The sequence below is a fragment of the Pseudomonas sp. GW821-FHT02A08 genome, assembly GCF_059422045.1.
On the sequence record NZ_JBWKWD010000013.1, the window covers coordinates 85,749 to 98,003 of the forward strand.

Genomic DNA, 12,255 nt, shown 5'->3' on the forward strand with positions numbered 1-12,255 from the left:
ACCCAAAAAATGGGTCGGCTTGATAACAATCCCGAAGGATTATTACTTGCGGCTAGCTTTGTCCAGCATGCGCAGAGCACGCTCGTTAGCTTCGTCAGCAGTCTGTTGTGCTTTTTGAGCAGCAGCCAGAGCTTCATCAGCTTTACGGTAAGCTTCGTCTGCACGAGCCTGGGAGCGAGCAGCTGCGTCTTCAGTAGCGGTCAGACGTGCTTCGGTTTCTTTCGATGCGCTGCTGCAACCGGTAGCCAGAACTGCGGCCAGAGCCAGAGCAGAGAATTTCAGAACGTTGTTCATCGTGTTCCCCTTCAAGGACTTTCTATTAAGTAGCTATCTCCTCCGATTGAGGAAATAGCCGGCGTACATACTACCCATTACTTGTAGTAAGTAAAACTGACGTGACGCAAGAAGCAAAAAAAATTGTAGGCGTTGATTCTTTTTCGAGCAACTTTTAACTGAATTGTTTAAAAAATATCCAGCTGCAAGGCCCGTGGCTGAGCGAGCCGACGAGAAAAAGTTCCTGTGGCACGGCGCTGTTTTTCAGTCTGGCTAAAGTCCACCTACATGGATTCGTCTACACTTTTGTTCGGCTTTTGTGTAGCGCCTCTCAATATCTTTCTCGATGTTCAGGTGACTTTAACAACGGGTGCTCGTCTTAAGTCTCAACATCCGGCAATGTACAGGCTATCGACCTGGAGTGATCTTCGGTCGAGCGCAATCCTGCGTGATCCGGAGCAGCACCCGCCAACCCGCACGATGACGAGCGCACCTTGAGCATTTCTGCCAATGGTGCCTACTATTTGTACGTGCTCGGTAGCGCGAGATCGGTGCAGCTCTTCTCGGTGTCCATTCAGGCACGGGGTGGCGTAGATGTTCCTTCGCCGGAAAAACATCGGTAAGGTAGGGGTCGGAATTCCAGACCCGCGAGGAGTAGTGATGAGCGAGGCGTTGTCCATCCACCATGACCAGGCTGGTCATCAGTTCGAGACCAATGTGGACGGTCATCGTGCCTATCTGACCTATATGGATCTGGGGAAACAGACCCTGGATATCTATCGCACCTTCGTGCCCAACGCATTGCGTGGTCGCGGTATTGCGGCAGCCTTGACCGAGAGGGCGCTGGAGTACGCTGACGAAATGGGCTACACCGTCATTCCATCGTGCTCCTACGTCGAGCGCTACATGGAGCGTCACCAGCGGCATGCGGCCAAGCTGAGTCAGTGACCTTCAACAAAACGAATGCATAAAAAAACGCCGGGTTCAGCCCGGCGTTTTTTTGTGTGCGCTTTTTGCACCGCCAAACAGGCGATCAGCTGCGATCGCGTTTAGGCAACACATCCTTGAGCTTGGCATGCATGCTGCGCAAGGTATTTTCGGTCGCGGTCCAGTCGATGCAGGCGTCGGTGATCGACACGCCGTACTGCAGGTCGGCGAGGTCTTTCGGGATCGCCTGGGCGCCCCAGTTCAGGTGGCTTTCAACCATCAGGCCGATGATCGACTTGTTGCCTTCGAGGATCTGGTTGGCGACGTTCTCCATCACCAGCGGTTGCAGGGCCGGATCCTTGTTGGAGTTGGCGTGACTGCAATCGACCATGATGTTCGGCTTGATCTTCGCCTTGTTCAGCGCCTGCTCGCAGAGTGCAACGCTGACCGAATCGTAGTTCGGCTTGCCGTTGCCGCCGCGCAGCACCACGTGACCGTAGGCATTGCCCTTGGTGGTCACGATCGACACGCCACCTTCCTGGTTGATGCCCAGGAAGCGATGCGGGCTGGAAACCGACTGCAGGGCGTTGATCGCCACGGTCAGGCCACCATCGGTGCCGTTCTTGAAGCCGACGGCCGAGGACAGGCCGGAGGCCATTTCACGGTGAGTCTGGGATTCGGTGGTACGCGCGCCGATAGCCGACCAGCTGATCAGGTCCTGCAGATACTGCGGGGAGATCGGGTCGAGGGCTTCGGTGGCGGTCGGCAGGCCTTTTTCCGCCAGATCCAGCAGCAACTGGCGACCGATGTGCAAGCCGTCCTGGATCTTGAACGAGTCGTCCAGGTACGGGTCGTTGATCAAGCCTTTCCAGCCGACGGTGGTGCGTGGCTTCTCGAAATACACGCGCATGACCAGATACAGGGTATCGGACACTTCAGCTGCGAGGGCTTTCAAGCGATCGGCGTATTCGTGGGCAGCCTTGATATCGTGGATCGAGCAAGGCCCGATGACGACGAACAGGCGATGGTCGGTGCCATCCAGAATGTTGCGAATGACTTCGCGGCCTTTGGTGACGGTGCGCAGTGCGGCGTCGCTCAGGGGAATATCGCGCTTGAGCTGATCGGGAGTGATCAGTGTCTCGTTGGAGGCGACGTTTAGGTCGTTGATCGGTAAATCAGCCATCGTTTACTCGTCAGGTCACGGGTGCCGGCCGCCAGCGAACCCGCGCGGCGGAGCACAGCAAATTAAGCGCGTCGGGGAGCTGAACCTTAGCGCGTTACACCGTGGCTCGACAATGGGCAGACGCCGGTTTGGTGGGCTTTCGCAGTCAGTTTCCCTGCCGTGAGGGGTAAACCGATCAAGAATGCCTCTATTCCAGCACCGGTTGCGCAAAAGCCTTGCGCACCGAATCGTGAGAGAACTCGTCGGCATGCTCCTGGACCCATTCGAGGGCCAGGGCCTGGATATCCTGCAAGTCTTCGTGGGCGTCATGCAGGCGGCAGTAGCGTTCGATCTGGCACACCTGTTCGCCCATCCGGGCGCTGAACAGCGTTTGTTCGTCGACGAAAGCGATGCCTACCAGGTAACCGTGCTTGCGTCGCAGGCACCAGGCGACATAGCCCAGGTAGCGCATGTCCGGGTTCACGGTCGGCATGCGTACCTCCAGCGCCGTGCCGTGGCGCCACGCGCGGTGATAATTGCAAGCCATGCCGCCGAGGCTGATAGTGTGCAGCTGTCGTCGCGAAATACACTCAGGTTTCAGCAACGTTAACTCGACGGGCACATCGTCAGGGTGAGGAATAAAACGTCCCATGAACACAGACTCCATGTGTCGGCCATCTGACATTGTTCCCCCCAGTATAGTGGTCGAATTGGAACTGACCGATTTTGACGCCGACCAACGGCTGCTGGCGATGAGCGGTGTATCGCTGGTCATTTTCACCAGTGTCGGCTGCTCCGGTTGCCGTTTTGCCCGCGAGCAATTGCCGACACTCGACCTGGCAGTCGACCGACTGTGCTGGATCGATGCCGGCAACAACGGCGGGGTGGTCGAGCGTTATCAGGTCTTTCACTTGCCGGCGCTGTTTGTCGTTCGCGACGGCGAATTCTTTGGAACACTGAAGTCGCGCCTGACCGACACCGAGCTCAATCGGGCCGTGCGCCAGGCGCTGAGTCGAACAGCAGAGGAGTTGCCATGATGGGAGCAGTTGCCAGGCCGACGATCGGCATTATCGGGACCGGCGCAATCGGCGGTTTCTACGGGGTGATGCTGGCGCGTGCCGGTTTTGATGTGCATTTTCTGCTGCGCAGCGAGTTTTGCGCCGTGACCGAGCACGGGTTGCAAGTCGATAGCGCGCCCCACGGTGCGCTGAAACTGAATCCGGTACAGGCTTATTCGAACGCTGAAGACATGCCGCCCTGCGACTGGCTGCTGGTGGGGGCGAAAACCACCAGCAACGCCGACCTGGCACCCGCCATCCTGCAGGCGGCGGCACCGAACGCCAAGGTACTGCTGCTGCAAAACGGCCTGGACGTCGAAGACAGCCTGCGCGCGTTGCTTCCCGATTCGCTGCATGTGCTTGGAGGCCTCTGTTACATCTGCGTCCATCGCGAGGCGCCGGGCGTCATTACCCATCAGGCGCTGGGCGCGGTGCATGTGGGGTACCACAGCGGTCCCGCCGATGGGCCGGCACGCACTGCGATTGTCGAGGAGGGCGTCGGGCTGTTTCGCAGCGCCGGCCTCGATTCCCAGGCCATGGCGAATTTACATCAGGCGCGTTGGCAAAAACTGGTCTGGAATATCCCTTACAACGGTCTCTCGGTTTTGCTGGGAGCGAGCACTACACCGTTGATGGCCGATGCCGACAGTCGCGAGCTGATCAAGGCGCTGATGGCTGAAGTGGTGCAAGGCGCAATCGCCTGCGGGCACGACGTACCGGCAGGGTATGCCGAGCATTTGTTCATGGTGACTGAAAAGATGCCCGACTACTGGCCGAGCATGTACCACGATTACTTGCACAAGCGACCGCTGGAACTGGCCGCGATCTACGCCCGGCCTTTGGCGGCGGCGAAGGCGGCCGGGTGTGAGATGCCACGCATCGAGGCCTTGTATCGCAGTTTGAGTTTCATTGATCGACGCAACACCTGAGTCGACCGACCTGAGGGGGAAGGGCATGCCAAAGGCAATTGACGACAAACTGGTGCTGGCGATTTCTTCGCGGGCGCTGTTCGACCTGAGCGAAAGCCACAAGGTCTACCTGTCGAGTGGCGTCGAAGCCTACCGGCAATATCAGATCGAACATGAAGACGAAATCCTCGAGCCCGGCGATGCCTTCCCGTTGGTGCAGAAACTCCTGAACCTCAACAACAGCCTCGGCCGCGCCCGGGTCGAGGTGATTCTGGTGTCGCGCAACAGCGCCGACACCGGGCTGCGGGTGTTCAACTCGATTGATCACTACGGGCTGGCGATCTCCCGTGCGGCTTTTGTCGGCGGGCGCAGTCCATATCCCTACCTCAAGGCCTTTGGCTGCGACCTGTTTCTCTCGACCCACGCCGAAGACGTACGCAATGCGCTGGACGCCGGGTTCGCGGCAGCGACCATTCTGTCTGGCGGTGCCAGCCGTGCGGCCAGCGACGAGTTACGCATTGCCTTCGACGGAGACGCGGTGCTGTTTTCCGATGAGTCGGAGCGCATTTATCAGGCCGGTGGTCTGGAAGCGTTCCAGGCCAGCGAACGTGAGGCAGCCCGCGAGCCGTTGCGCGGCGGGCCGTTCAAGGGTTTTCTTGCGGCCCTCAATCTGTTGCAGCGTGAGTTCCCGCAGGACACCTGTCCGATCCGTACCGCACTGGTCACCGCGCGATCGGCGCCAGCCCATGAGCGGGTCATTCGCACGTTGCGCGAATGGGACATCCGTCTCGACGAGTCGCTGTTCCTCGGCGGCCTGACCAAGTCGGCCTTTCTCGAAGCCTTCGCGGCCGACGTGTTTTTCGACGATCAGGCCGGCCACTGTGAATTGGCCCGTGAAGTCGTGGCCACCGGTCATGTGCCCCATGGCATAAGCAACGAGCAAAAGGTTTAAGCCCACCGTTCAATGCGTTGCGCCGGACGCCGTAGTCGCCAAGGCACTGCTAAGCTGAATCAAATCTCCGCCATGTTGGCAGTCGAGGAGGTCATATGATTCGTACGATGCTGTATGCCACTGACCTTGGCCTGTACGCGCCCGTGGTGATGCAGCATGCCCTGGAACTGGCCAGGACCTTCAATGCCGGTTTGTATGTCGTGCATGCGGTTGAACCCATGGGGTTGTTTGCCGAATCGGTGCTGCAAAGTTATCTCGATGAGCAGGCGCTGAATGAGTTTCACAGCCAGGGCCTGAATACGGTGATCGCCAGTATCGAGCAGCGGGTGCTCGCCAGTTTTCGTGAGGAATTGGGGGATGAAGGGGAGCACGACCTGGAGCGGATTCAAGCAGTACGGGTGCTGCAGGGCGATCCATCGCAGGTGATTCTGGACCAGGCGCAGAAACTCTCTGTGGATTTGTTGATCGTAGGTAGTCACAGCCACGGCGCCGGTGCGGAAACGCCTCTGGGACGAACCGCCGCCCGTGTGTTGCAACTGTCCAAGGTGCCGGTCTATCTGGTGCCGCTGGTGCAACGTCGTCGTCAAGGGGACCGCTAGGACACGAATAATGGCAATTTGATAAAAAAGTTCTAGATTTATTCTTCGAGCCATTAATATAGTTATATATCGTCGCTGATGCCCGTGGCGTCTACCTGCTTTGAGGGATTCATATGAAGCTTCAACAATTGCGCTACATCTGGGAAGTGGCGCACCACGACCTCAACGTTTCCGCTACAGCCCAAAGCCTTTACACCTCTCAACCCGGCATCAGCAAACAGATCCGTCTGCTGGAAGACGAACTGGGCGTCGAGGTTTTTGCCCGCAGCGGCAAGCACTTGACCCGCGTTACCCCGGCCGGCGAGCGCATCATCACCACCGCTGGCGAAATTCTGCGCAAGGTTGAAAGCATCAAGCAGATCGCCCAGGAATTCTCCAACGAGAAGAAAGGCACCCTGTCGATTGCCACCACTCACACCCAGGCGCGCTATGCATTGCCGCCGGTGATCAGCAATTTCATCAAGCAATACCCGGACGTTGCCCTGCACATGCACCAGGGGTCGCCGATGCAAATCGCCGAAATGGCCGCTGACGGCACCGTGGATTTCGCCATTGCCACCGAAGCGCTCGAGCTGTTCGGTGACCTGGTGATGATGCCGTGCTACCGCTGGAACCGTTGCGTGGTCGTGCCTCAGGGCCACCCGCTGACCAAACTGTCGAAGCTGACCCTCGAAGCACTGGCCGAATACCCGATCGTGACGTACGTGTTCGGTTTTACCGGCCGTTCGAAGCTCGACGAAGCCTTCAGCCATCGCGGCCTGACGCCGAAAGTGGTGTTCACCGCCGCCGACGCCGATGTGATCAAGACCTATGTTCGCCTGGGGCTGGGCGTGGGCATCGTGGCGAAAATGGCTGTCGATACCAAGCTCGACAGCGACCTGGTGGTACTCGACGCCAGCGAACTGTTCGAGTCCAGCGTGACCAAGATCGGCTTCCGCCGCGGTACCTTCCTGCGGGGTTTCATGTGCGACTTCATTGAGAAGTTCGCGCCGCACCTGACCCGCGAAGTCATGGCCAAGGCCATTCAGTGCCACAACAAGCAGGAACTGGAAGAACTGTTCGAGGGCGTTGAACTGCCCGTTCACTGACAGCGTTTCTGCCGGTCAAACCACCTCGGTGACAGCGAACTGTTGCCGAGCGCCCGCCACCATGATCTCCACCTCGTCACCCTCGAACTTGCCCAGCAGGCTTTTGCCCAGCGGTGAGCGCGGGGTGATGACGGTAATCAGCTGCCCCACCAGATCGACCTTCAGGCCGGCTGCATCGGGGGCCAGAAACAGCCATTGTTCGCGCCCCTTCTCGTCCTCGAGCCCGAGCAGCGCGCCCACTTCGATGCCCCTCCGATCGTCATACGGGCGCAGGGTCAGGTTCTGGCAGAGGCTCAGTGACTGGCGAATTTCCTCGACCCGCCTGGCTTGCCCGGCCGCGAGATAGGACGCTTCCAGTCCCAGGGTGTCGTACTTGTTCTCGGCGATGTTTTCTTCGTGGGTCGCCGTTTCGTACGCGGTTTGCGCGGCCCGTTCGGCGATGTCGAGATCGATCCGCAGCTTGTCGAGAATCAGTTGGTGGACGGTTTGCTTATTCATGATCAATCGCAGAATTGCAGGACGTTGGCGCGGCTTTTTTCGCTGGGTGCAGTCCGGTCCTGTTGCAGCCAGAACTGACAGCTTGGGTTGGCCAGGTTGCGACTGCTGCTGCGCGCCTGATCGAGCCGTTGCTGCTGCTCGTTCTTGCGCAGGTTTTCTTCATATTGCTCGAACAGTGGGCTCTGTGGCGCAATGCTCGGTATCGGTTGAGTCTCCATCGGCGGTTTGGCCAGTTGCTCCACTGCCGCTGCCACGGGTGCCAGTTGTTCGCTGAAAAGCAGGCGCGAAGCGAGCCAGCAGGTCAGCACGATGGCAATGAACCCCAGCCACATGCCGAGGGCGATGCTGCCGGTCAGTTGCAGGGCGTTGAGGCTGATCGGGAAGGATCGGCGCTGAGTGGGGCGGTGGGGCATGGTTGCCTCCTGGCGAAAGGTCACTGGCGAGTGGCGATTGTCGCATGAAGAATAATCGTCGTCGGCTCTTCTGCACGGGGTAATTTATGCGGACAATCGGCGCCTTTGCCAACGGGAGCCTGCAATGCCTGAAATGAAAACCCGCTGGGATATTTTTTGCACCGTGGTCGACAACTTCGGCGACATCGGCGTGACCTGGCGACTGGCCCGGCAACTGGTGGCCGAACATGGGCTGGCGGTGCGTCTATGGGTCGATGACCTGCGAGCGTTCGAGCGTTTGTGCCCGGAAATCGACATCCACGCCGGGCAGCAGTGGCAGCACGATGTCGAAGTGCGCCAATGGCCCGCCGAGTGGCAGCCGACCGAAGCTGGCGATGTGGTGATTGCTGCATTTGCCTGCCAATTGCCTAGGGCCTATATGGAGGCCATGGCCGAGCGCGAGAAGCCACCGCTATGGATGAACCTGGATTACCTGAGCGCCGAGGACTGGGTGACCGGCTGCCACGGCTTGCCCTCGGTGAAGTACAAAAGCGTACAGAAGTTCTTTTTCTTCCCGGGTTTCCAGAAGGGCACTGGCGGATTGTTGCGTGAGCGCGGGTTGCTTGAGCGTCGTCGGCAATTTCAGCAGGACCCGCAAGCTCAAAGTGAATTCCTGCACGGTTTAGGGATTGATCCTGCACCCGGTGCACAGTTGATCTCATTGTTTGCCTATGAAAACACCGGGCTGGCCAGTTGGCTCGACGGGATGGCTGGAGATTCGACGGCCACTCATCTGCTGGTGCCGGAAGGGCGGATTCTCGGCGATGTCGAGCGCTGGCTCGGTGTGCAAGGTTTGGCGGCCGGTGCCGTGCATGTGCGTGATGCCTTGACCGTGCAAGTGCTGCCATTCGTCCGCCAGGACCAATACGACCGGTTGCTGTGGTGCTGCGATTTCAATGCCGTGCGCGGCGAAGACTCCTTTGTCCGCGCCCAATGGGCCGGCCGGCCATTTCTCTGGCACATCTACCGGCAGGAGGAAGACATCCACCTGGACAAGCTGGAAGCCTTCCTCGAACTCTATGTGAAGGGGTTATCTGCGCCTGCGCGGGAGGCGATCAGCTGCCTTTGGCGGGCGTGGAACGCCGGTGAAAAAATGGCCGACCACTGGCAATTCACCCGTAAACACTGGCCAGAGCTGGAAAAACACGCCGAGGCGTGGTGTCAGGAACAGGCCTTGCAGGCCGATCTTGCCACGGCGCTGGTACAGTTTTATGGAAATTGGATATGATACGCGGCCTAGATTTTTGTAAATCCCATCCAAATTCGGATATTCGCAATGAAAACTGGTAAAGAACTCAAACCCGGTACCGTGATCCGTATCGACAACGATCCTTGGCTGGTTCAGAAAGCTGAATTCACCAAGTCCGGTCGTAACAGCGCGATCATGAAGACCAAGCTGAAGAACCTGCTGACCGGCTACAAGACCGAAACCGTATACGGTGCGGACGACAAGCTGGACGACGTGATCCTCGACCGTAAGGAAGCGACCCTGTCCTTCATCAGCGGCGACTCCTACACGTTCATGGACACCACCGACTACACCATGTACGAGCTGAACGCTGAAGACATCGAAGCCGTTCTGCCGTTCGTTGAAGAAGGCATGACCGACGTTTGCGAAGCCGTGTTCTTCGAAGGCCGTCTGGTTTCCGTAGAGCTGCCGACCACCATCGTGCGTCAGGTTGCCTACACCGAAGGTTCCGCTCGCGGCGACACTTCCGGCAAGGTGATGAAGCCTGCCAAACTGAAGAACGGTACCGAGCTGTCGGTTGCTGACTTCATCAATATCGACGATATGATCGAGATTGATACCCGCGAAGGCGGTTCCTACAAAGGCCGTGCCAAATAAGCACAGCTTCAGGAATGAAAAAGCCCGACCATTGAGTCGGGCTTTTTTGTGCCTTTCAGAATCTGCGTTGAACCCCTGTGGGAGCGGGCTTGCTCGCGAAGGCGTCTTCATATTCGATATTTATGTCGACTGACAGTCCGCTTTCGCGAGCAAGCCCGCCCCCACAGTTTTATTTCAGGTGTTCCTTGAGCTCTTGCGAGGCCTGCAGCATCGCCGAACGTACCGCCGGCACCTGGCTCACCACGTTGAGCAAACCGTAGTCGTGGATCAGACCGTTGTAGCGAACCGAGGTCACCGGCACACCGGCCTCGTCCAGTTTGCGGGCATAGGCTTCGCCTTCGTCGCGCAACACGTCGGCTCCGGCGGTCTGCACCAGCGCTGGAGGCAGTCCTTTCAACTGGGCGGTGGTCGCGCGCAGTGGTGAGGCGTAGATCTCGTTCCGCTGATTGGCGTCGGTGGTGTAGTTGTCCCAGAACCACTTCATCATGTTTTTGGTGAGGAAGTGCCCCTCGGCAAACTGGTTGTAGGACGCTGTTTCGAAGTTGGCATCCGTCACCGGCCACAGCAGCATCTGGAACCTGATCGCCGGTGTGCCCTTGTCCTTGGCCATCAGCGCAACCACCGCCGCCATGTTGCCGCCGACGCTGTTGCCGGCTACCGCCAGGCGATGGCCATCGACGTTGATCTCTTTGCCGTGCTCGGCCACCCATCGGGTTGCGGCGTAAGCCTGGTTGATCGCCACCGGGTAATGGGCTTCCGGCGACGGCGTGTAGTTCACGAATACGGCCGCGGCACCCGAGCCCGTCACCAGGTCTCGTACAAGGCGCTCGTGGGTCGGGAAGTCCCCCAGCACCCAGCCACCGCCGTGGAAAAACATGAACACTGGCAGCTCACCCTTGACCCCGGCCGGCCGGACGATGGTCAGGTTCAGCGGTTGGCCATCGACTTGAATGGTCTTCTGGCTGACGTCTGCTTTTGGCAGCGTCAGCTTCACCCCGGCCTGCGCGCCCACCAGCACGGCGCGGGCCTCGGCGGGCGTCAGTTGCTCCATCGGTTTGCCGGCACCGGCATTCAGCACATCGAGGAACGCCTGGGTGTTGTGTTCAACCCCGTTACCTGCGAAGGCGTTGCTGATGGACAAGGCGAGAAGGGTACCGGTCAAGACTTTGCTGAAAGTGTTCATGTTCGTTTCCTGTTCGGGCCTGGGTAGTCAGCGTTTAGACGGTTACGTGCAGACGCACATCGACGTTGCCACGGGTTGCGTTGGAGTACGGGCAGACCTGGTGGGCCGCATCGACCAGTGCTTGTGCATCGGCTTGTTCAAGACCCGGCAGACTGATGTGCAGGTCGATGTCCAGACCGAAGCCGCCGGGGATCTGGCCAATGCCGACGTGGGCGGTGATCGATGCATCGTTCGGGATGCTGCGCTTGGTCTGGCTTGCCACGAATTTCAGGGCACCGATGAAGCAGGCGGAGTAGCCGGCGGCGAACAGTTGCTCAGGGTTGGTGGCTGCGCCGCCGGCACCGCCGAGTTCTTTCGGCGTGGCGAGCTTGACGTCGAGGATGTTGTCGCTGGAAACCGCACGACCGTCACGGCCACCGGTGGAAGTTGCGATTGCGGTGTAGAGAGTTTGCATGGTGAAAGCCTCGTTCAGGGTTTGGTTTGTTTTGCGCTAAATGTTTGCGCGCTAAGTAAGTGCGAGATGAATGTATCGCGCTAATGTTTTGCGCGCAAGATAAATTTTGAAAAAAATTTGGAAGCGAGGGGCGGACGAAGGCTTGTATGTGACTGGAGGTGTCGAGATAGAGCTATTCAGGCGGGATTTTCAGCAGAGATTTTTCGAGGGTGAACCGAATCTTTCAGGACACCCTAAGGCAAATGTGGGAGCGGGCTTGCTCGCGAAGGCGGTGTGTCAGTCGATGTAAATTTCGAATGACAAGACGCTTTCGCGAGCAAGCCCGCTCCCACAGGGGATTTGTGGTGGATTGGAGGCTAGAGGCTGTCTTGCAGGTGACGACGCAACTCCTGCAGCTCCGCTTGCAGCTTTTGCAGACGCTCCACTGTCATCCCGCTGGCACCGAGGATGCATTGGGGAATATCACGCGCCTTGTCGCGCAACGCCCGGCCCTGTTCGGTGAGTTCGACGATCACCACCCGCTCATCTTCGCGGCTGCGGGTTCGGCTTAGCAGGCCTTCGGCTTCCAGGCGCTTGAGCAGTGGCGTCAATGAGCCTGGATCGGTCAGCAACCGCGTGCTGATTTCACCTACGGTCAAACCGTCCCTTTCCCACAACACCATCATCGCCAGGTATTGCGGGTAGGTCAGCCCCAACGCTTGCAGCAAGGGTTTGTAGACTTTGGTCATCATCAGAGAAGTGGAGTGCAGGGCAAAGCAGGCCTGATTGTCCAGCAGCAGGTTGTCGCAGTTATCCAGGGTGTTGCGCTCGGTGTTCATGTCGAAGCCTTGATCTGTGATCTTAGGAATCTAGCGG

Annotated in this window: 16 protein-coding genes; 8 read left to right on the top strand and 8 right to left on the bottom strand. The window is 58.7% G+C overall.

Features of this window, described 5'->3' with window-relative positions; genetic code table 11:
• Positions 1-42 precede the first annotated feature (42 nt).
• A complete protein-coding gene (gene oprI / locus AC07W4_RS12085; protein WP_003199355.1) occupies positions 43-294 on the bottom strand; it encodes an outer membrane lipoprotei OprI in 252 nt (83 codons plus the stop codon).
• Between the two features lie 639 nt (positions 295-933).
• Between oprI and AC07W4_RS12090 the strand changes: the two genes are divergently transcribed.
• Positions 934-1,221, top strand: coding sequence for a GNAT family N-acetyltransferase (locus AC07W4_RS12090; RefSeq protein WP_008049058.1), 288 nt, complete (start codon positions 934-936; stop codon positions 1,219-1,221).
• A gap of 85 nt (positions 1,222-1,306) precedes the next feature.
• Here the strand turns inward: AC07W4_RS12090 and AC07W4_RS12095 are convergent, their stop codons facing one another.
• Positions 1,307-2,383, bottom strand: coding sequence for a 3-deoxy-7-phosphoheptulonate synthase (locus tag AC07W4_RS12095; RefSeq protein WP_008049059.1), 1,077 nt, complete (start codon positions 2,381-2,383; stop codon positions 1,307-1,309).
• A gap of 187 nt (positions 2,384-2,570) precedes the next feature.
• Positions 2,571-3,014, bottom strand: coding sequence for a PilZ domain-containing protein (locus tag AC07W4_RS12100; protein ID WP_495032562.1), 444 nt, complete (start codon positions 3,012-3,014; stop codon positions 2,571-2,573).
• On the opposite strand from AC07W4_RS12100, the gene AC07W4_RS12105 reads away from it, so the two are divergent.
• From AC07W4_RS12105 to cysB, 5 genes are all read left to right on the top strand, one after another.
• The gene (locus tag AC07W4_RS12105) at positions 3,013-3,399 is read left to right on the top strand and encodes a thioredoxin family protein (RefSeq protein ID WP_495032563.1); all 387 of its coding nucleotides are present in this window, start codon (positions 3,013-3,015) and stop codon (positions 3,397-3,399) included. The two genes, AC07W4_RS12100 and AC07W4_RS12105, sit on opposite strands and share 2 nt — an antisense overlap.
• Positions 3,396-4,349 carry a putative 2-dehydropantoate 2-reductase gene (locus AC07W4_RS12110; RefSeq protein ID WP_495032564.1) on the top strand — a complete coding sequence of 318 codons (954 nt, stop codon included), beginning with the start codon at positions 3,396-3,398 and terminating at the stop codon, positions 4,347-4,349. The genes AC07W4_RS12105 and AC07W4_RS12110 overlap by 4 nt, the downstream gene beginning before the upstream one ends.
• A gap of 25 nt (positions 4,350-4,374) precedes the next feature.
• Positions 4,375-5,280 (top strand): 5'-nucleotidase, encoded by a 906-nt coding sequence (locus AC07W4_RS12115; RefSeq protein WP_008049063.1) that lies wholly within the window; start codon positions 4,375-4,377, stop codon positions 5,278-5,280.
• A gap of 95 nt (positions 5,281-5,375) precedes the next feature.
• Positions 5,376-5,879: a universal stress protein gene (locus AC07W4_RS12120; RefSeq protein ID WP_495032565.1), complete on the top strand. Its 504-nt coding sequence runs from the start codon at positions 5,376-5,378 to the stop codon at positions 5,877-5,879.
• A gap of 113 nt (positions 5,880-5,992) precedes the next feature.
• Entirely contained in the window at positions 5,993-6,967 is a 975-nt protein-coding gene (gene cysB, locus AC07W4_RS12125) for an HTH-type transcriptional regulator CysB (protein ID WP_015094029.1), read from the top strand.
• 15 nt (positions 6,968-6,982) lie between these two features.
• Here cysB and AC07W4_RS12130 read toward each other — a convergent pair whose 3' ends face one another.
• Positions 6,983-7,465: a GreA/GreB family elongation factor gene (locus AC07W4_RS12130; RefSeq protein ID WP_008049067.1), complete on the bottom strand. Its 483-nt coding sequence runs from the start codon at positions 7,463-7,465 to the stop codon at positions 6,983-6,985.
• A gap of 2 nt (positions 7,466-7,467) precedes the next feature.
• Complete coding sequence (locus tag AC07W4_RS12135) at positions 7,468-7,878, bottom strand: hypothetical protein (protein ID WP_495032566.1); 411 nt, start codon at positions 7,876-7,878, stop codon at positions 7,468-7,470.
• Between the two features lie 124 nt (positions 7,879-8,002).
• Between AC07W4_RS12135 and earP the strand changes: the two genes are divergently transcribed.
• Both earP and AC07W4_RS12145 read left to right on the top strand, forming a co-directional pair.
• Positions 8,003-9,145 (top strand): elongation factor P maturation arginine rhamnosyltransferase EarP, encoded by a 1,143-nt coding sequence (earP, locus tag AC07W4_RS12140; RefSeq protein WP_495032567.1) that lies wholly within the window; start codon positions 8,003-8,005, stop codon positions 9,143-9,145.
• A 48-nt stretch (positions 9,146-9,193) separates the two neighbouring features.
• Positions 9,194-9,763, top strand: a complete 570-nt coding sequence (locus tag AC07W4_RS12145; protein WP_007983530.1) for an elongation factor P — start codon at positions 9,194-9,196, stop codon at positions 9,761-9,763.
• Positions 9,764-9,932: 169 nt separating this feature from the next.
• Here AC07W4_RS12145 and AC07W4_RS12150 read toward each other — a convergent pair whose 3' ends face one another.
• The 3 genes from AC07W4_RS12150 to AC07W4_RS12160 all read right to left on the bottom strand — a co-directional run bounded on the left by AC07W4_RS12150 (position 9,933) and on the right by AC07W4_RS12160 (position 12,218).
• Positions 9,933-10,946: an alpha/beta hydrolase gene (locus tag AC07W4_RS12150; RefSeq protein ID WP_495032568.1), complete on the bottom strand. Its 1,014-nt coding sequence runs from the start codon at positions 10,944-10,946 to the stop codon at positions 9,933-9,935.
• Positions 10,947-10,980: 34 nt separating this feature from the next.
• A complete protein-coding gene (locus AC07W4_RS12155) occupies positions 10,981-11,400 on the bottom strand; it encodes an organic hydroperoxide resistance protein (protein ID WP_046031808.1) in 420 nt (139 codons plus the stop codon).
• A 356-nt stretch (positions 11,401-11,756) separates the two neighbouring features.
• Entirely contained in the window at positions 11,757-12,218 is a 462-nt protein-coding gene (locus AC07W4_RS12160) for a MarR family winged helix-turn-helix transcriptional regulator (RefSeq protein WP_495032569.1), read from the bottom strand.
• Positions 12,219-12,255: the final 37 nt, after the last annotated feature.

Bases quoted from the DNA above. Each gene is read 5' to 3' on its own strand.
- AC07W4_RS12160 (WP_495032569.1), bottom strand. From the start codon at position 12,218: ATGAACACCGAGCGCAACACCCTGGATAACTGCGACAACCTGCTGCTG.
- AC07W4_RS12155 (WP_046031808.1), bottom strand. From the start codon at position 11,400: ATGCAAACTCTCTACACCGCAATCGCAACTTCCACCGGTGGCCGTGAC.
- AC07W4_RS12110 (WP_495032564.1), top strand. From the start codon at position 3,396: ATGATGGGAGCAGTTGCCAGGCCGACGATCGGCATTATCGGGACCGGC.
- AC07W4_RS12145 (WP_007983530.1), top strand. From the start codon at position 9,194: ATGAAAACTGGTAAAGAACTCAAACCCGGTACCGTGATCCGTATCGAC.
- AC07W4_RS12135 (WP_495032566.1), bottom strand. From the start codon at position 7,878: ATGCCCCACCGCCCCACTCAGCGCCGATCCTTCCCGATCAGCCTCAAC.
- cysB (WP_015094029.1), top strand. From the start codon at position 5,993: ATGAAGCTTCAACAATTGCGCTACATCTGGGAAGTGGCGCACCACGAC.
- AC07W4_RS12100 (WP_495032562.1), bottom strand. From the start codon at position 3,014: ATGGGACGTTTTATTCCTCACCCTGACGATGTGCCCGTCGAGTTAACG.
- AC07W4_RS12120 (WP_495032565.1), top strand. From the start codon at position 5,376: ATGATTCGTACGATGCTGTATGCCACTGACCTTGGCCTGTACGCGCCC.
- AC07W4_RS12150 (WP_495032568.1), bottom strand. From the start codon at position 10,946: ATGAACACTTTCAGCAAAGTCTTGACCGGTACCCTTCTCGCCTTGTCC.
- AC07W4_RS12090 (WP_008049058.1), top strand. From the start codon at position 934: ATGAGCGAGGCGTTGTCCATCCACCATGACCAGGCTGGTCATCAGTTC.
- AC07W4_RS12115 (WP_008049063.1), top strand. From the start codon at position 4,375: ATGCCAAAGGCAATTGACGACAAACTGGTGCTGGCGATTTCTTCGCGG.
- earP (WP_495032567.1), top strand. From the start codon at position 8,003: ATGCCTGAAATGAAAACCCGCTGGGATATTTTTTGCACCGTGGTCGAC.
- oprI (WP_003199355.1), bottom strand. From the start codon at position 294: ATGAACAACGTTCTGAAATTCTCTGCTCTGGCTCTGGCCGCAGTTCTG.
- AC07W4_RS12130 (WP_008049067.1), bottom strand. From the start codon at position 7,465: ATGAATAAGCAAACCGTCCACCAACTGATTCTCGACAAGCTGCGGATC.
- AC07W4_RS12095 (WP_008049059.1), bottom strand. From the start codon at position 2,383: ATGGCTGATTTACCGATCAACGACCTAAACGTCGCCTCCAACGAGACA.
- AC07W4_RS12105 (WP_495032563.1), top strand. From the start codon at position 3,013: ATGAACACAGACTCCATGTGTCGGCCATCTGACATTGTTCCCCCCAGT.